Origin of the sequence: Microcoleus sp. D3_18_C2, from assembly GCF_036702395.1 — a bacterium.
Lineage (GTDB): Bacteria > Cyanobacteriota > Cyanobacteriia > Cyanobacteriales > Microcoleaceae > Microcoleus.
In genome coordinates this window covers 3,405-22,242 of sequence record NZ_JAUBTG010000025.1, presented here as the reverse complement: position 1 = coordinate 22,242, position 18,838 = coordinate 3,405, and the positions used below count along the sequence as shown (strand labels likewise).

Sequence of the window (18,838 nt, the reverse complement as noted above, 5' to 3'; positions counted from 1 at the left end):
AAATTATACCTCCTTTAAGGTTAGATAGCAGTGACCGAAACCAATTGACTCTAAACCGCCGAGATAAATGTCTGTGCCAGTAGACGCGCCAAAAGGTTGCCATGTCTCTTGGTTTTCTTTGAGGGCGACCGGAAATACTAAAATTGTGCCTTCTGGCAAAGCTTCAGTATTAAAAAAAGCTCCTTTCTTCGCCTTTTTTTCCTCTTTGTCTAAGGCAACTCGACTCTGACGATATAAGGCCATATCGTGAATCATGGCAATTTCATCGTCAGCCACAACAACGGCTGGCAATTCCTCTCCTAAAGGAAACCAAGCAGACAAATCCTGAGTTTTCTCAACAGTTAAAAAGCCAAAGTTAAAAAATAGCTTTGGTTTGCCATTTACGTCGAGAGGTTTTAAGGTTTGAGAACCTGTATAACTAGCTGGAGGTTTAGCGGATTTGAGAGATGTACCATCTTTTAGCTTGACATAATCTCCAGCAATTCGCTGATAGCGTTTCAGCAAACGAGGACAAGTTACCCACACAATTGGTTGACCGGGACAAAATACTGGCAACCACAGCAGCGAAGCATATTCAAACTTAACTACAGACTCAGTGGTACTGTCTGGTTTCCCGGATTCTGCTTCCTGACCGTACCATTTATTAGCTTCAGCTTCTCCCAGACTACGGCGGATTTCCGATCGCAATCTGCCCCGAATCGAACTACCGGGAATAATGCCAGTTTGAGTAAACTGGTCGCGGAAAATTAAGTTTAAGTTGCCGCTTTCTTCACCAGCCGTTGCTCCCACATGAACAGGAGCAAGCGTTTCAATAATACCGTAAGCTTTTTTGTACATTATTCAACTCCTTGAATTTCAATTGGCAAACACAAACCGCATCCAACTTGTTTCAGGCTAAAACCTTCTTTGGGAAACCAATTTTCGGGGAATTCCCACCAAGTTTTATCTAAAGGCTCTCTGAGAAGATAGACAGTTCCGGGAGGAACTGCATAGCGTCCCCGTCCCATTTGTCCTTTCACGCGGTAGCGATAGGAAATGGGTTTATCGGTGAGCATATCCGGTCGTTTTTGGGAGAAATCTTCATTTTTGGGATAGCGGTATGAAAACTTGTTAGAACCCCAGACTCCCGGTGTTATCAAAGCAAATGAGCGCTGAATTGGTTGGCGTAAAAGTTTGACAATGGGACTGTCATCATCGAGTAAAACACTCTTGATTTCTACTAAATGATTTTCGCCACCAAAGCGATACCAACCATCTGCTAAAGGATGAGTTGAGAGATAAACTAGACAACATTCATCATCCATCTGTACGGAATTTTCCAAAAACAAACCATCTTCTGCTAAAGTACAGCGTTCGTCATCTTTTGTTTTGGGGTGCAAGATAGGGACGTATTTCCAAGGAATATCGGCAACATAGCCATTTTTCTTAATAGCAGCCGTCTTATCTACCCAAGAATTAACGGTTTGCCAGCTATACTCAGGATCTAAATCTTCGGATTCGCGATGCCATTTTCCCGATTTCATTTTCCATTCATCCACGCCTTTTTTAGAAATAATTTTGTGCCAAGGAATGGGGACGTAAAAGTATTCAGGATCGTCTGATTTTGCCCAGAATGGGCCAGCGACAAACAAATTATCACTAAGTTCCTTTGGAGAAATATAGGACTTAACTTTGTTGCTGCTGAAAAATAGACCAGAGAGGGTAGCTGCTTCTGGAGGAAATTTTGCCCCAGAACGTCCGACTAGATTTTCTGGCGATAAAAATCCGCCAGAACTCCCGTACATAAATCCTAAAGGACTTATAGTGATGAGATATTTGAACATAGCTGCCATCCCACATTTATTAGGTCACTAATCCAGTAAATAATTTGTTTGGATTGTTCTGGATTTGGGTAATCGCCGACGATGTGCTTCCAGTTTTTTTCTAAGTTCTTCTCGTCTTGAAAGTAAAGTTTAAAAAGAGCTAAAGCTAATTCATCGTTTGGGCTGTTTTCCTGGGAATTAAAACTAATAGCATGACGATTTTTGAGATGAGCTAAATCTTTGTAAACATGACTCCAGTTCGGCTTTTGCTCCCAGCTTTTGCCGTCCCGGTCTTTGTATCGTTTGAGAATATGCAAATAATCCCAAGGACAAGTCCACTGCACGTATTGACCGCTGTTAAAAACTACTCGAATTGTAACGCGATCACGCCCCAAACTTTTCGCCCGTTTTTCGGCTTCTCGACAGTGTTGAAGAATATCTCGCTGCGGCACTCTATGACCAGCCCAAACAAAACCAACACTTAGGTTAATATCCTGTCCGTGCTTTTTCCATTCATCGGACAATCCCATTAACCATTCTAATGCCTCTATAGGTTCTGGGGGTTTTTCGCGTTGGCTGCTGTAAATTACACCAAGGAAGTCGTCACCGCCGGCATAAACAATGCGCCCTTGGTCTTTGGGGAAATTCTTGATAAAATTTCTCCCCCACTCCCGCATGGCTTCGCTGAACTTTTTTAAACCTTCATCTCCTTCTTTTTGAGCAATTTCCTGAAGTTTTTTTCCAACTTTATCGCCATCTCCCATAAACCAGCCAGTCCAGTGTTCTGGTTCACGAATAATGTCGCTAAATCCTGCTTCAAGCGGAGATATCCCAATGTTTCTGGCAATATCTTCGTCGCGAGTAACTAACCGCTTGACTAACTCAGGAATGCTCAATCTTTCATTAGGTGCAAGAAATTTTCCTTCGGGTTCGCCATCTGGGAGAAGATTTTCTAAGACACAGGAAAGACGTTGATAGAAATCCTTAAGTTCAGCTTTTTCTGTATCGGATAGCTGCCGCCCTGGTTCTCGATGTTCTAAACCTAAACGTGGCCAGGCGATCGCATCCGTGCCAGTCAAACTCGAACTGTCGCCAATCCAGTTAATTGCCGTCCAATCGCGACGCAATTTGCGAGTTTCTAAATTCTTCATCGCAGATTCTATCGAATCTCCGTGTCCCCAAAATATCTCCCAAGTGTACAAACCCCATCGCATCCACTCTAGCTGCCAAAAGTATTCTTCTTTAGGAGGTACTTCTCGTTCTATCCAAACTCGACATTCATTTAATATTTCTTGCCATGAACTCTGAAGGGTATTTGTCACGTCATTCCTGGAAAATTCCCCTTCCCCTTTCAGAAGTATCCGATTGGGCATTCCTTTCTGGATGTTAGGGGAACCGGGAGAAATGACGTTGAAACCTGATTCTTTGGCTTGCTGTACTAGCTTAAAACTCAAAAAAGACAGAATCAGTGAAGCCCCAAATAAATCTCGGAGTTTGCGGGATTTCTCGATAAAGCCTTGAACGGGCGCAAAGGCGATCGCAGTGTATGCAGGCATAAATTCAATTTTAAGGCGGGCAATGCCCACCTGAAGGCTGCTGGTAGTGTCCCAAGTCGCTAACTGCTTAAGTTCTACTCAACTCAATATATCAGCCGAGCCAGCTTCATGTCTTCAAATTCACAATATTTATCAAACTTTTTTCAAAACCTAAAGCTATCCCAATAAGGGCTTTCAGACATTTATATATTTTTATGTCAATATTGTCTTTTCCTTGACTTTTACCCACCTTACCCCCATCCACCCATCATGGCCAAAAAACCAACCCCTCACCCCTACGCCGACAAACTAACGTTCGATCGCATCATGCTCCTCATCGCCACATTAGTAAACCATCCGGGCATCGGACACTCCGACACAGAAACATCCGATAGTAAATATCATGATGCTTTGCTAGAAGTCCAATCTCAATTGCAGAAAATTGCCGCCGAATTCAACATCGAATTTCCCGAAAACTATCCCGCAACTCCCACAATCCGTAAAGACTTAGAAACTTTGCGCCACTACGGAATCCTCGACAAACGAATGTATCGCTTCGGATATTATCTCGGTACCGGCGCAATGAATCGCGAAGAACTACTATTCGCATTTCAAGCAATAGCATCTCAAGCCAAATATCAGGGAAATCCCCAAGCCCGCAAAATTTGTGAAAAACTCACTAAACTGTTGCGCGGACTAGATATCGAACTCAAAGGTAAATTGTTTTATCCCGTTCGCGAACACCTAAATCGTGCGATTATTTACACCGATCCTGTAGAAATGCTCGATCGCCAAGAATATCGGAATACCCTATTTCACAAACTAGACATCGTAGAAACAGCAATTGTTCGAGGTCAGGCGATCGAACTTTACCGTCAAGACGATTATTATGGTAAAGGCAATGTCGGTTTCCGGCGAATCTGGCCTCTGCAACTGATTTATCACGACATCGCCTGGTACATGATTTGCGAATCTTGCGACAACGGGCATTTGAGCGTAGAACGGGTGAATCGCTTTACTGACTACTGCGAAATTATCGATGTAGAAGGGCGCGGTTTAGCCGTACAGGAACAACGTTTGAAAATAGCTCAAAAGTTGTTAAAAAACGGCTGGGGGCTGTTCTTGGGCAAGCCAGAGCAACAGCAGGCTGAATTGGAAGGTACGCTGAAGTTGGAAAAAGTGAAGGTGCGGTTTTTTGAGAAAGTAGTGGGATTTATTTTAGAGGGCGATCGGCGGCATCCGCGACAAAAAAAGATTAAGGAAGGCCCAAGGGATAGTTTTGGCAATCTGCTTTATGTGGATTATCAGATCGATTTGCCCGATCGCTCTCTGAACGAATTCAGCCTCTGGGTGAACAAACATATGGATAGCGCCCAAGTGCTTTCCCCGCCGAGTTTGGTAGAAAAACACCGACAAGCAGCGAGAGATTTGGGCGCGAGATATAGCTTGTAATATCAATTGCGGTGGCACCGGAATGATTTAACCGCAGAGGACACAGAGAACGCAGAGGAAGAATAGTTAATTATCACTTGTCATTGTTTCGCTGTACTGCATTTCTATTTTCAACGCCGTTTCAACTCTTTGATACTCCGCTTCAACCTCTTCTAAAAGCGCGCAGGCCGGATCGGGTAAAGACTGGTTAGCATTTGTTCCCATGCGGCCCATGATTTCGAGTTCCTCGCACAGCTCAAACAAGCGAAAAGCACCGAGAGTACCGCTAATCGACTTTAAAGAGTGAGCCGATCGCCGCAAAGCCAGCGGATCGGCGTTGCACAGAGCCATAGAGATGCCTCGCAGCAGTTCGGGAGCTGTTTCGAGGTAAATCTCGATCGCCTCGTCTAAAGCTTCCACTTCTCGCAATCCCTCTATAATCTTGGCACTCAGGGACTCGTGCCCCTCTGACAAAGCCCGATCGAGATTTGATGCACCCCACTCGACGACTGCCGGCGAATTGGGAATTGTCTGTTGTGGATTTCCCGCAACAGCCACATTCGATCGCACTTCTAATTCACTCGTTCCTTCGATCTGTTCCGCCGGGGCATCCAAACAAACGATCGGCTGCAGACGATCGAATGCGGAGTTCGATCGAGATTTACACGCCATCAAAGCTCGCACCAACTGATCGATGGCGATCGGCTTGCTCAAATAGTCGTCCATCCCCGCAGCCATACACTCTTCGCGATCGCCCTGCATCGCATTTGCCGTCATCGCCACAATCCAAGGCCTTGTCGATTTTCGATTTTCGATTTTCGATTTTCGATTGTTAGATTCATCAGTCGATTTTCTATTTTCTATTTGCGATTTTCGATTGTTAGATTCATCAGTCGATTTTCTATTTTCTATTTGCGATTCTCGATTGTTAGATTCCTTAGTCGATTTTCTATTTTCTATTTGCGATTCTCGATTGTTAGATTCCTTAGTCGATTTTTGATTTTCTATTTGCGATTCTCGATTGTTAGATTCATCAGTCGATTTTCTATTTTCTATTTGCGATTCTCGATTGTTAGATTCATCAGTCGATTTTTGATTTTCGATTTGCGATTCTCGATTGTTAGATTCCTCGTCAGTCAATGGGGGATTTTCGATTTTCGATTTTCGATTATTAGATTGCTCATCAGTTGCGGAAAGTTCTGATTCTCCCGTGAGATTTTCTAAAGTTAAATCTGCTGAAAATTGCTCGCGGATGCGGCGGGTAGTTTCCAGTCCGTCCATTTCCGGCATTTGCACATCCATCAGCACCACATCATAAGGCTGGCGGCGCAAAGCTTCGAGCACTTCGATACCGTTTCCCGCCACATCCGCGCGATACCCCATCCGCTGTAAAATTTGCAAAGCCACCTTCTGATTCACCAAATGATCGTCAGCCAACAGAATCCGCAGCGGTAAGTTCTCGGCCAGCACGGGTATGGTTTGCAAGAAAGGCCCGCTAGTGCGCTGCCCTTTAAATTCCGGTGTCTGTTCTCCAAAAATATTGATTAAAACATTGTAAAGCTGAGATTGTTTGATGGGTTTATTTAAAAAAGCAGCAAAATCCATCTCCATAGAAGGGGAATTAATTTCTTGCCTGCCGATCGAAGTTAGCATCACTAACGGCAACTTTTCGCAATCAGGATACCGGCGAATTTGCGCCGCTAAAGCCAACCCGTCCATTTCCGGCATTTGCATATCCAAAACTGCCAAGTCAAACATTTCTTTAGCAGCCAGCCAATCTAAAGCCAAACGAGCCGAAGCTGAAGCCCTAGCCACCATTCCCCAAGACTGAGCTTGGAGAGTCAAAATTCTGCGGTTGGTAGCATTGTCATCGACAATTAAGACTCGCTTGCCAGCTAATTCAGGTTGAGAATTGCTCAAGTTAAGTGGTAAGGAATTCTTGCAGCCAGAAACGATCGTACTAAAATAAAAAGTAGAGCCAACAGATTTCGTATTTTGGGCGATCGGCTGGTTGCTGAGTACAGATTTGCCATAGCCATATTTTTCGGCAATTTCGCAAGATTCTGCCCATCCCAAATCAAAAACTGCCGACGATCTAAAATGAGCCGGAGGATTGCCCGCCACACTACCCATACTTTCCACCCACATCCTGCCGCCCATCATTTCGGCCAAACGCTTGCTAATTGCCAAACCCAATCCGGTACCGCCGTACTGCCGGCTCGTTGAAGAATCCACCTGGCTGAAAGATTTAAATAGCCGATCCATGCGATCGCTCGGAATGCCGATACCGGTATCTTTGACCGCAAAATGTATTTCGTATGCTGGGTTAATTGCTACCGGTTCGCCAGCAATTAATGGCGGTTCTTTAGCGTTAGCCGCCGGCACTGAAATCTTTTTGGCAGTCACCGAAACCACCACTTCTCCAGCGTCGGTAAATTTAACCGCATTACTGAGCAAGTTGATTAAAATTTGCCTCAAGCGGGTGCTATCGCCAATCGCCGTTACCGGTACTGTACGATCGATCAAGTAACCCACTTCCAGTTTTTTTTCTGCCGCCTTAGCAGCTACCAAGTCTAGAGATTCCTCAATGCAAGTGCGGAGGTCAAACGGATGTTCCTCCAAGTCCAATTTGCCCGACTCAATTTTCGAGAAATCTAGAATATCGTTGATCAGCGTCAGCAAGGCATCGCCGCTGCTGCGGATAGTTTCTACAAAATCGCGCTGTTCGCGAGTTAAGGGGGTATCCAGCAGCAAACCAGTCATGCCGATGACTCCATTCATCGGAGTGCGAATTTCGTGGCTCATGGTGGCTAAAAATTCGCTTTTGGCTCTAGTAGCCGCCAGTGCTTGATCGCGAGCTTTTGCCAAATCTACGTCGGTTTGCTGGCGTTCGAGTTCGCTTCCCACCCACTGAGCCATCAGTTTCATCAACTCTCTGTCTACAGCTCGAAACGGTTCTGTCACAGGAGTCGGAGAAAAGAAGCACAGAGTGCCGTAAACTTTGCCTCCCACCGTGACGGGAATGCCCATGTAAGCTTCAATGGGGAAGGCTCGATCGTGCGTGTTAAAGGAAAAACCCGAAAATCTCACCGACTCAAAGTAGATCGGTTCTTTTGCCATTGACGTAGCGACGCAGAAAGTTTTTTCCAGATCGTAGATTTGGTCTTTGACGATCGACCCGTCGGGACACTCAACAGCCATTATTTGATAGTTGTCGCCTTGAATGCAGGACAAAATTCCCACAGACAGGCCTAAATGCCGACATCCCATTGCCAGCAGTTCTTGGAGGCGCAAATCAAAGGTAGAGAGGTGGTTGAGCGGGTCTGTACGGGGAGCCGAAGTCACTTGGTACAAAGCTTTGATTGCAGCTTCGCTTTCTCGAAGTTCTTGTTCAGTTTGCTTCCGCACGCTGATGTCGCGGGAAATGCCGATAATTTCTTGGACTTCGCCTGTTTGGGGATCGCTGATCGTGCGGCCGGTGGTTTCAAACCAAATGTATTTGCCGTCTTTGCGGCGGATGCGGTAGCTGACGGTGTAAGTAACTGGGAGGGCCAGGACTTTCCAGTGGGCTTTGGCAATGGTTTCTAAATCGTCGGGGTGAAAATAATCCTTGGGGACGCGGCCGATGAGTTCCGAAGGTTCGTATCCCAGCAAAGCCCTGCTGGCGGGCGAGACGTAAACAAACACGCCTTTGGGGTCGTGTCTGGTGATCATGTCGGTTGAGTTTTCGGCCATCAACCGATAGCGGTCTTCGCTTTCATTACGTTCGACTTGAGAATTGCCCAATGCTTCTAGCATTCGGTTGATGGCGTCGGCCAAGCTTGCGAGTTCATCTTCTCCGGCAATATCAACGCGCAAGCTTGGGTCGCCGTTGGCTGCGATGTTGCTGACGCTGGTGCTCAAGGAAGCCAATCTCGCCAAAACTAATTTTTCTAGCAACAGCAGGGTGATGGCGCTAAATATTAAACCTACTGCCAGTATTGATAAGGTAAACAGCTCCAAGGTAGCCTGACCTTGGCCGTAGATGATGCGATCTGTCTCTACTCGCAGCAGCAGCGCTAGGTTGCCGTGGATGTCGCGAATCAGGGCGTATCCTGCGACTAAGGTGTCGCTGAGTGGCTCGACTAAAATTTCTGCTGATTTGAGGTTGGAAATTTTGAGTTTGACATTTTCCAACTCCTGCCTCGATCGAGCCATCGCCTTGGCGCTGTGCCCGGAGTAGTTCGCGGCTCCCACTTTAAAATCTAAACTCGGCAATCTAAAATCCACTGACAGGTGAGTCAGTTCTGAAAGCAAACCGATTTCGCTGCTGTCTAGGTAGCGTCCCAAGATCAGCGTCCCCCGCGACGGGCCTTGGGAGTTGCTGTTCAAGATGGGCTTGGCGGCAATCAGCAGTCTGGCTTCTGGCAGGGTGAGGACGCCTGTTTTGGCGACGGGGCGATCGCCCTCGACTGTCGATGAGTCTATTAGTGCCTCGGTCAAGTGCTGTTTGAAGCTTTCGGGAATCGGGATTTCGGTTTGGGATTTAAGGTCGAAACCTTTGCTGAAGATTGTCTTACCGTTGGAGTCAAGCAGCACCAATAAGTTTAGTCTCAAGTAAATAAATGTCGAATCGACGAAATTTGACTTGACAAAATTTTCGTTCCGTGTTTCGACGAAAGAGTAAGTATCGTCCCAATCGGCGTAATCTTGGGCGCTGGTGTCTAAATTCGACAAGTCATCATCTAATGCGTCCAAAGCCCGTGCGACATCCTGGCGGACGTACTGTGCCTCCAGGTTGTGAAAATCATGCAGCAAAATAGTTGATGCAGTGGCATAGAGAACCAGAATCAGGCTGATCAGCGCTGCACCGATGATTAATAGTGTTTTTTTTCGGAGTTGCATGGCGTCGCCCTCCTCACGGTGCTAATAGGCAACTAGCCAGGAGAGGTTTGAGACGTAGGTTGTTTAACATTGGCGATCGCAGGGCCTGCGTGTTTGGACTTTTCTGGGCTGACGAAAGCAAAGCCCTTGGTATTCCCAAGGTATCCGGTATGTTGCCCCCCACAGCCAGTGTAGTATTTTCAGAGCTTTAGTTCCATATTATTCACCAAAAAACGAGCGAGAAGCCCCTGGCTTTAGACATGGGGAGGAAAGCGGCTGCGACTTCAGTCGCCTCTCTTCAAAATCCATACGAATAACCATCTTTTTTGTGAATGGGTTTGCAATATTTATGGCTAATCCCTGCCACTCTTCCCATCGTGGTGGCGATATCAAACGAGCCGGATGCACGGCACAGAGCTCGTCCCACATAGGAGCCGACTTTCTTTCCTGCGGTGACTGTCGCGCTGATAATATCACCAGTTTGAAAACCGAAATGGATTTGCTTTCTTGATTTATGGCGAATTGGAAAGCCAAACTTATCCGTGCCACACATCTGTCTGCTGCCATGTCCCGTCGCCTTGATTAGCAGTGGTTGAGAAGTCAGCACCTTTAATTCTTCGACTTTGCCGACACTTGCAGCATCTAACCAGTGACATTTAGGTAGTTGCAAACGAGTTCGATTGAACTTCGTTTGACCGCCAGAACCCGTAGTTACCGGAAGTTCAGTTTTGTTGAGCTGATTGAACAACGCCCAACGTGTCGAGTTGACGGCAGCAGCATCTTTTAAGGGTCGTTTTCTTTGTGCTTGAATTCTTTTAAGAACATCAGGTTTTTTGGCCAGGAATTGCTCAATTTTTTGAGTATCTTTCTTTTTATTGCAAGAATCGCAAGCCAGACATAGATTTGAGATACGATTCGTGCCGCCTTTAGCTTTAGGGTGAATATGTTCGACTTGTAAAGGTATATTTTCACTACCACAATAAGCGCATTTTCTGTCCCACGCATCAAGAATATATTCGCGAACCTCGTAGCCCAAAAGTGTGCCTTGCTGATATTCAATACCTGAGATTTCAGGGTTTTCAAGTTGTTGTAAATCAAATCGCACAAGTTCTTGAGCTATTGACCCGATAGGCGCAAGTTTGATGAGTTTGTTCACCCAAGTGAGTGTAGTCAAAACTCGGTGTTCAAGACTGGGTGCCAACCAACCTCTAGGACCTGTGCGATTCAAGAACCTTGGTTGACGATAACGAGTATGTCGATTTCGTCGTCCCCTCCGCAGTTGACGGCGTGAGAGCAGAGCATCTTTGATTGCCTGACCTCTGTGAGTCAATTCTGCTGCCCAAATGACTTGTGCGCCGTTCAATATGGCAAAACCAGTTACCCTAGAACCAGGATCGATTTTAATCTTTAAATGGGGTCTGATTAAATCGGGTCGGGACTCTTCAAGAATCAAAGTGAACGGAAACTTACGGTAAATAGCCGCTTGTTTCTGCTTCAGAAGCCTCCTTGCAAAACCGGGATGAATTGGTGTTAGCGGTCTTTTTTGGGCATCAATTACAAAAACAAAATTAGACATAAAGTCCTCCATTGCTGGGTAAAGTTCGCTCCCTTGAATGTTTATTGAGCTTGTTATGCCAAAAGCACTGGTTTAACCCCGTTAAGCCTGTTTAACTTTTGGCGATAGATCGGAAAACTAGCGTCGCATTCTCCGGTATCGTGACTCAAAAAACGTAGGTCTAATCCTGTCTCTGGTAAGGTTCGGGCTTTCTTCTTGAACCGCTGGCGATCGAGCCGGACTTCCTGAAAGCCCCTAGCTTTAGCTATGGGGTTCCTTACAACCTATGACCTACAAGTCAAAACCTGACGATCGGCATCTTCAAAATTAACCGCCGATCGAACTCAAAACAGTTCGCGTTTGATACTGACGCAGCCAGGGCGGCGGGCGGTTGGGAGAACAGGCGTGCTGGGTGGAGAACCCTCTCTATTATTGTACCTAAAAAATATTGAGGAGAGAGGGAACTGGCCCGCGAAGTTTGCTTTGCCAAAAGGTTTTCACTCCAATAAATGTTTTGATTTTTGTCATTCTTCAGTAATCCTTGCAACAGTTGTAGAATCTGCCTCAAAGCAAATCCAGCCTGCAAGCCTGAACCCCGTTCAAAAATTGTGATAGCAGAGGCAATGAAGATCCGGCTACTTTTTATTTATTACATCTGCAAATAAAATATACAACAATCAATAAAATCGGCTTTTCACTTTTCTATTTTAAATTCATCAAAACTGCTAATTAAAATGTATAGATTCACCGTTGGCACTAGCCTCAAAAAACGGGTAGGAACTGGTTTACCATAACATTATTCAACCGTACTAACAAATTAATACAAACTCGTTCCCAATCCCCGATCAAATCCTTTACTAACATTAGTGCCTGATGTCAGTAGAAACTCACATCAGGCACTATATGCAATCCGATCGCAACTTGAGTCTTTTTTATCGGATGACGGCTAAAGCACCGGCGCCGGCTGCTGCTGCGGCCGAAGTAAGAGCGGTGAAAAATAGCCACCAAGAGGCAACTTCTGCTGCTTTCCGGGTTTCTTCGGCTTGTTTTTCGGCTTGCACTTTGATGCTTTCGAGGCGAAGCTGCGCCTCTTGCTGCAAGCGTTCTGCTCTTTGCAAGACGGTGTTGCGGCTTCTTTCAATTTGGTCGATCAAGCGGTTGGCATCTGCTTCGGAAATGTCCTCGCGAGAACTCATTAGTGCTACTAAAGTATCGCGATTGAAATGACCCAGCCGATCGCGCAAAGCATCAAATCCGGCTTGCGGATCGTCAAATAACTTCCGCACGTCCCGCGTAATGCCTTCGTAATTTAGTTCAGGGCGATCGAGCGAATTGAGGTAATCCCGAATTTTTCCGAGAACCCCGTCAATTACCGACTGAATACCCTCCTGTATTTTCTGAATTTGCAGTGCGAACTCATCGCGCACCGACAAAATGCCATCGACAATGCGATTGGCTTCTGCTTCAGAAATATCCGGCCGCTGAGACAGCAGAGAAACAATTGTAGCTCGATCGATGTGTGACAAGCGCTCGCCCAAACTGTATGCACCGACTTTCGGGTCATGCAGCAGCAGTTGCAAGTCGCGCTTGATGGATTCGGGATTTAATTCATCCTTGCCCGTATTACGCAAATAATCTTCTAAAACACTCTGAAAATCGTGCACTTGGCTTTGCACCCGTTTTGCCAAACGGCGGGGCGCTTTCACAATCGAGCCAAGGGTTTCCTGCACTTGGTCGATAATTTGATTGACTTGTTCCTCGCTCAAATCTTGTCTCTGAGAAAGCAGTTTTACCAAAGTATCGCGATCGACTTGAGACAGGCGGCCACGCAGCGCTAAAGCTCCTTCTTTTGGATTTTCCAGCAGTTTTGTCAAATCCCGCTGAATCCCTTCAGGATTGAGTTCTGATTTGCCAGTCTTACGAAGGTAATCTGCAAGGGCGGTGGTGGTTTGGTCGTACTGATCCTTAGCTTTTTCTGCCAACTTTTGCGGCGTATGTACCGCGCTGTGCCAATTTTCTTCGGCGCTGTCGAGAAGCTGATTTACTTGGTCTTCGCTGAGGTCTTTCCGCTGAGATAGCAATTTTACCAAAGTTTGGCGATCGAACTTAGAAGCTCTAGCTCTGAGCGCCCACATTCCCGCTTCCGGGTTGTCCAGCAGCGTTTTCAAATCGCGCTTGATGCCTTCGGGATTGAGTTCTTCTTTGCCCGTAGACTTCAAGTATTCTTGTACTCTTTGCCACTGGTTATCTAGTCGGGCTTGCGCTGCTTCTTGCAGACCTTTAGCATCTGCTAAAACTACATCTCGCGTCCTTTCTAACTCTTGAACAATCTGTTCTACTTCCTGGAATCCGAAATTTTCGCGACCTCGGAGAATTTGCACAAAACTGTCGCGGGTGTAAGGAGAAAGTCGATCGCGCAACTGTTCGTAACTAGCGTCGGAATCCTCTAAGATTTTTTTGAAATCGCTCCCGATACCTGCTGCTGTCAGTTCCTCTTTCGGCGTCAGCTTCAAATAAGTTTCCAACCGCCACTGCAAATCGCGAGCTTTTTCTTGCTCCTCGGCAAAGATCACGGTTTGTAAAACGCGCTGTCTAATTGCTTCTAATTCCTGGGAAATTTCTTTAATTTTGTCTTGGGTAAAAACGCCTCGACTAGCCAAGATTTCGGCAAAATTAGACTGTTTTAGTTTTTCTAATTCGCGGCGCACTGTTCCGGGGTCGGCTGTAGGATCGTAGAGAACGTCCCGAAATTCGCGCTCGATGGCTTGGGGGTTCATCTGCCACGAATAAGTGTTGAGTAGGTAGTTTTCTACGTCGGCACGAATTGGGCTGTAAGTTACGGGTTCGCCTTTGACTTGAGCGGTAATTTTATCAGTTTGCTGGGTAACTTTGTCTTTAGCTTCTTTGAGCTGACCAACTACTTTTTCAACATCGAAGTCAGAAATATCCGTGCGACCCAATACTATTCCCATTAAAGCATTGACTGCCATTGTCGTTGCTTGGGACATCATGGTCGGGCTTTCTCCGGAATTTTGACCGCCCAGATTGCTGAGGGCTTTTTCTACCCTACTTGCCAATTTATCTGAGACCAAATCTCCCGATTTAGCAGATTTGAGATAGTCTACTAATTGAGCGATGCCGTCTGATGGCTGCCCTTGTTTTCCTACTTGTTTCCAAGCATCTTGAAGTTGGTCTACAATCCGGTTTACGTCGCGTTTTGATAAGTCCGATCGCGAACTTACTAAATCTACGAGGGTTTGCCGATCGAGATTTGGCAAATTTTCGGCTGCAATAGTTTTTAGTTGCGGATCGTTGAGCAATTTTTCAAACTCGCTACGCATCCCTTTGATGTCTAATTCTGGCGGTTTGAGGCTTTGGATGTAGTCTTCGACGTTTTCGCGCAAGCTTGTGGGGTCGATCGCGCTACCGAGTTCATGGCCCACTGCTGCTGCTGCTGCTTTGGCTGTGGCGACTACTTGGTTGCTGGCTGCTTTGGCGCCGATAGCCGAGGCTGCGGTGCCGACAATGGCTTGAAAGCCTGCTGTGGCGCTGTTGACGACGGAACCGATCAAGGAACCGACGGTGGTGGAGCTCACCCAAACAAGCATTGAGAAATAGGTAGCCCACACGACTAAACCGACGATCGCACCTAAACCGGGACTGCTAATCAAGCTGAGCTTAACTGCTAGCAAGCAAGCAAAGAATAGGGCGATGGTGACGGTAATCAGCGTCCAAGTGCCTACTTTTCTGCCGATATGGCGGACTGGGGGGCTGCCGCTATCCGAGTGGTGGTCGTCGTCGTGGGATTGTCCAATGTACGAAAGGCCGGCTGCTACTGATAAATTTGTTAGCAAGAGTTGGAAAGCGCAGGCGAGTACCACTCCAGCTATCAAGGCGATAAAAAATTGTGGCCCGGAATAGAGGAGTGCTGCGTCTTCTACTCTGTTTGTTGTTGTAGTCTGGTCTACTGGCACTTGGGCCAGCCAGAACCCGATGTTATACAGTTGTGGATTTATTGGCAAATTTTGATACATAGTATATTCCTCGTTAAGGAGTGGGTGCGCGCGCTCATTGGCGCAAGTTAACTAATGTATAGTTTTAGACTCATGCCCCCAATGGCAAGCATCGCCTTATTGTCGAGCTAAAGCATCCCCCTACAGTTGGAAGTGTAGAAATATGTCTGCGGCCGGCTGTCACTTTAGGGCAATTTGTGGTATGTAAGTCTGATTAAAATAATCGCACAGGAGAATCTGTGGTCGATCGATATTCAGAGTCGGCACAGAAGCCCAGACAAATTGTTCAAAATTCATCAACCAATTCCATAGCAAATTAGCTTTGAAGGAATTCGATAGTGCAGCGAGAAAGTCATGCAATTATTATTGGCGGCAGTTTAGCAGGACTGTTTGCCTCTAGAGTATTAGCAAAACACTTCGACAGAGTAAGTATTGTTGAACGAGATTTTTTTCCAGAAAAACCCGCACCTCGCCCTGGGATTCCTCAATCTCGTCACCTTCACATCCTTTTAAATCGCGGGAGAATCATCCTAGAAGAGTTTTTTCCCGGCTTGGAAAACGAACTGGTAGCTGCTGGTGCTCGTAGTTTAGATCCGAGGTCGATCGGGTGGTTTAGTCCGGCGGGTTGGGCCCCGCACTTTAGCCCGGATCTAAATGATTTAATTTTGTTCAGTCGGGATTTACTTGATTGGCAAATTCGCCGCCGCTTGGCTGAAAATACGAACGTGCATTTCCTCCAAGGAGGCACAGTAACGGGGTTGCTGGCTAATGCCTCGCGTGCGGAGGTTGCTGGCGTGTCGGTGCGTTTTCGCGATCGTCACAACCCTAGTAACATCCATACAGAGAATTTGTATGCAGATTTAGTAGTCGATGCTGGTGGCAAAGTTTCCAAAACACCTAAATGGTTGAAAAGTTTGGGCTATGAACCTCCGCAAGAAACCGTTATCAATGCTTTTGTCGGCTATGCCACCCGCATCTATAAATGCAGCGGTAAATTGTCAGAAACAGCGCCAGTATTTGTGTCACTAGCCCCGCCAGTTCGCACTCGTGGCGGTGCAATTTTTCCGATCGAAGGCAATCGCTGGCTGGTGACTCTCGACGGGGGCGATCGCGATTATCCCCCCACAGACGAAGCAGGCTTTCTAGAATTTGCCCGCACTTTGCCAACCCCGACAATTTATCATGCGATTAAAGACGCAGAAGCCATCACACCAGTTTATAGCTATCGAGGTACAGAAAATCGTTGGCGCCACTACGAGCGCCTCCGTCGTTATCCTGAAAACTTAATAATTATCGGTCATGCAGTTTGCGCTTTTAACCCGATATACGGACACGGAATAACGGTTGCTGCACTGGATGCTCAGATGTTAGATGAATGCCTCCAAAAGCAGCGGCAGCGCTATCTGCAGGGCAATTTAAAAGGTTTCTCTCGACAATTTCAAAAAAAATTAGCAAAATTACATACAATTCCTTGGACATTTGCCATCAGTCAGGACTCTCGCTATCGGGGAAGTACAGGTGCAAAACTAAACCTCGCTACGAGGCTGACAATTGATTACATGGATTTGGTGTTAAAAGTGCTCGTCGGAGATGCTAAAGTTTGTCAAGCATTTGTGGAAGTTGTGCACATGATTGAGTCGCCGGCTGTACTTTTTTCTCCCAGTATTGCGCTGAAGGCGATCGGGCAATTAGTCACCGTTCGGCAGAAGGCATAAGGCAGAGCGCAGAATTAATAGAAAGAGTTTACACGGAATCAGCTTATTTTTTCCAATTCTATAGTCCTGGACGCATGGGGGCCAAGAAACCGGGTTTTTTTACGAACAGACGCATCGCAGGCCGCACACGGGCGTAAAAAACCCGGTTTCGAGGAGTCGGAGTGCGCCAAAACGGCTGATAGTATGTCCGCTACAACCTGCACGATCGAATTGGTTTGTAGTGAGGAATGAAGTCCTCACTACTTGCCTTGTAACGGTTATTTTAGCAGACAGGATATCAGACAATTCGGAAATCGTCAACACCAATTAAGCTGGCATTGACTCCAGTTAACGAAGCAATTACTTCTCCACTTCCCTTTAATTTAATCAGCGCGCTGTTATTGTTCAGACTTATTTCTAACTGGTTAAAACTCAGGCCTCCCGACAATCCGATGAAATCCTGACCTTTGACAAAATCAGAGATAATATCGAATCCGCGATCGACTCCTAAGACAAAAGTGTCGTTGCCCAAACCTCCGATGAGGCTGTCATTCCCTAAATCTCCCGACAAGAAATCATCGCCAACGCAGCCGAGTAAGGTATCATTATCTTCACCGCCGTAAATTGTATCGTTTCCTTCGCAGCCGTCAATTAAGTCCTTATTCTCGTTGCCGCTTAGGAAGTCATCTCCTGCACCGCCGCACAAAGTATCGTCTTCGAGTTGTCCGAAGAGAGTATCATTGCCTTCGCTGCCTAGAATTAAATCCTGAGCTTTTCCGCCGAATAGGATATCGTTTCCTTTGCCACCGTCGAGAAAATCATTACCTCGATTGCCAAAGATTAAGTCATCATCTTCTTTGCCGTTAATTGAATCGTTGCCCTCATTCCCAAAGATAATATCTTCACCAAAACCACCAATAAGGATGTCGTTTCCTTTGCCACCCAACAGGATATCGTCTCCCTTGTTGCCGTCAATGAAGTCATTGTCTTCATTGCCGTTGAAGATATCCTTAAATTCGCCACCAAATAGGTTGTCGTTGCCAGTTAAAGCATCGAAGATATTGGGACTGTTGCTGCCCAAATAGGCGTCATTTCTGGGAGTGCCAACTAGAAGACCGGGACGACCATTGATAATATTATCAATTTGTTCGTTGGGTTTGTTGAGATTGGGATACTCAATTCGATCGCAAATGCACTCTGTATCGGGAATGTTAACAGGCGTCGGCGTGGGTACGGGTTCCGGTGTTGGTGTGGTTACGGGTTCCGGTGTTGGTGTGGGTACGGGTTCCGGTGTTGGTGTGGGTACGGGTTCCGGTGTTGGTGTGGTTACGGGTTCCGGTGTTGGTGTGGTTACGGGTTCCGGTGTTGGTGTGGTTACGGGTTCCGGTGTCGGCGTGGGTACGGGTTCCGGTGTTGGTGTGGTTACGGGTTCCGGTGTTGGTGTGGTTACGGGTTCCGGTGTTGGTGTCGTTACGGGTTCCGGTGTCGGTGTCGTTACGGGTTCCGGTGTCGGCGTTGGAGTTAGAGTTGGAGTTGGTGCGGTTGTTACTGTAGCCGCTATGGGGAAATCAAAGGGATTTTCATCGCTATCATCATTGACAAATTGCAGCGTACCTGATTTATTTCCTGCTGCTGTGGTATCTACTTGAACTTGCAGGTTAGTTGTACCGCCAGCGGCGACAGTTGCAGGTAAGGTTCCGACAATGCTAAATCCAGTTGGTAGGGTAAGGTTGCTGAGGTTTAAAACTGCTGTACCGAGATTTTTGACGGTAAAGGTTTTGTTGAGAGTGGTGCCAACTATGACGCTGCCAAAGTCGATCGTACTTGTAGTACCATCAACTATATCTGTTGTCCCGTCTAATACTTGAATTTCTGGTAAGGGTGTAGCAGTGACTGTGGCCGCTATGGGGAAATCAAAGGGATTTTCATCGCTATCATCATTGAC

The 18,838-nt window shown here is 46.5% G+C and carries 9 protein-coding genes; 2 read left to right on the top strand and 7 right to left on the bottom strand.

The genetic code is table 11. The features are described 5' to 3' along the window. Positions 1 to 3: 3 nt before the first annotated feature. From cmr4 to QUA88_RS16470, 3 genes are read right to left on the bottom strand one after another with little or no spacing between them, the layout of a single operon-like run. Positions 4 to 837: a type III-B CRISPR module RAMP protein Cmr4 gene (gene cmr4, locus QUA88_RS16480; protein ID WP_333272664.1), complete on the bottom strand. Its 834-nt coding sequence runs from the start codon at positions 835 to 837 to the stop codon at positions 4 to 6. Continuing rightward, complete coding sequence (locus QUA88_RS16475; protein ID WP_333272661.1) at positions 837 to 1,823, bottom strand: CRISPR-associated protein; 987 nt, start codon at positions 1,821 to 1,823, stop codon at positions 837 to 839. Before QUA88_RS16475 ends, cmr4 begins: the two co-directional genes overlap by 1 nt. Further along, the gene (locus tag QUA88_RS16470; RefSeq protein WP_333272659.1) at positions 1,799 to 3,358 is read right to left on the bottom strand and encodes a Cas10/Cmr2 second palm domain-containing protein; all 1,560 of its coding nucleotides are present in this window, start codon (positions 3,356 to 3,358) and stop codon (positions 1,799 to 1,801) included. The genes QUA88_RS16475 and QUA88_RS16470 overlap by 25 nt, the downstream gene beginning before the upstream one ends. Positions 3,359 to 3,607: 249 nt before the next feature. Between QUA88_RS16470 and QUA88_RS16465 the strand changes: the two genes are divergently transcribed. Beyond that, a complete protein-coding gene (locus tag QUA88_RS16465) occupies positions 3,608 to 4,789 on the top strand; it encodes a WYL domain-containing protein (RefSeq protein WP_333272657.1) in 1,182 nt (393 codons plus the stop codon). A 66-nt stretch (positions 4,790 to 4,855) separates the two neighbouring features. On the opposite strand, the gene QUA88_RS16460 is transcribed toward QUA88_RS16465, so the two are convergent. The 3 genes from QUA88_RS16460 to QUA88_RS16450 all read right to left on the bottom strand — a co-directional run bounded on the left by QUA88_RS16460 (position 4,856) and on the right by QUA88_RS16450 (position 15,220). Then, on the bottom strand, positions 4,856 to 9,652 hold the full coding sequence (locus QUA88_RS16460) for a response regulator (protein WP_333272653.1): 4,797 nt from the start codon (positions 9,650 to 9,652) through the stop codon (positions 4,856 to 4,858). Positions 9,653 to 9,929: 277 nt separating this feature from the next. Further along, positions 9,930 to 11,207 (bottom strand): RNA-guided endonuclease IscB, encoded by a 1,278-nt coding sequence (gene iscB, locus QUA88_RS16455; protein WP_333052989.1) that lies wholly within the window; start codon positions 11,205 to 11,207, stop codon positions 9,930 to 9,932. Positions 11,208 to 12,118: 911 nt separating this feature from the next. Then, on the bottom strand, positions 12,119 to 15,220 hold the full coding sequence (locus QUA88_RS16450; RefSeq protein WP_333272650.1) for an MFS transporter: 3,102 nt from the start codon (positions 15,218 to 15,220) through the stop codon (positions 12,119 to 12,121). Positions 15,221 to 15,537: 317 nt separating this feature from the next. Here QUA88_RS16450 and QUA88_RS16445 point away from each other — a divergent pair, with 317 nt between their 5' ends. Next, a complete protein-coding gene (locus QUA88_RS16445) occupies positions 15,538 to 16,914 on the top strand; it encodes a 2-polyprenyl-6-methoxyphenol hydroxylase-like oxidoreductase (RefSeq protein WP_333052993.1) in 1,377 nt (458 codons plus the stop codon). Positions 16,915 to 17,191: 277 nt separating this feature from the next. Here QUA88_RS16445 and QUA88_RS16440 read toward each other — a convergent pair. Further along, a partial coding sequence (locus QUA88_RS16440; RefSeq protein ID WP_333272647.1) for a choice-of-anchor D domain-containing protein occupies positions 17,192 to 18,838 on the bottom strand: 1,647 nt, incomplete at its 5' end.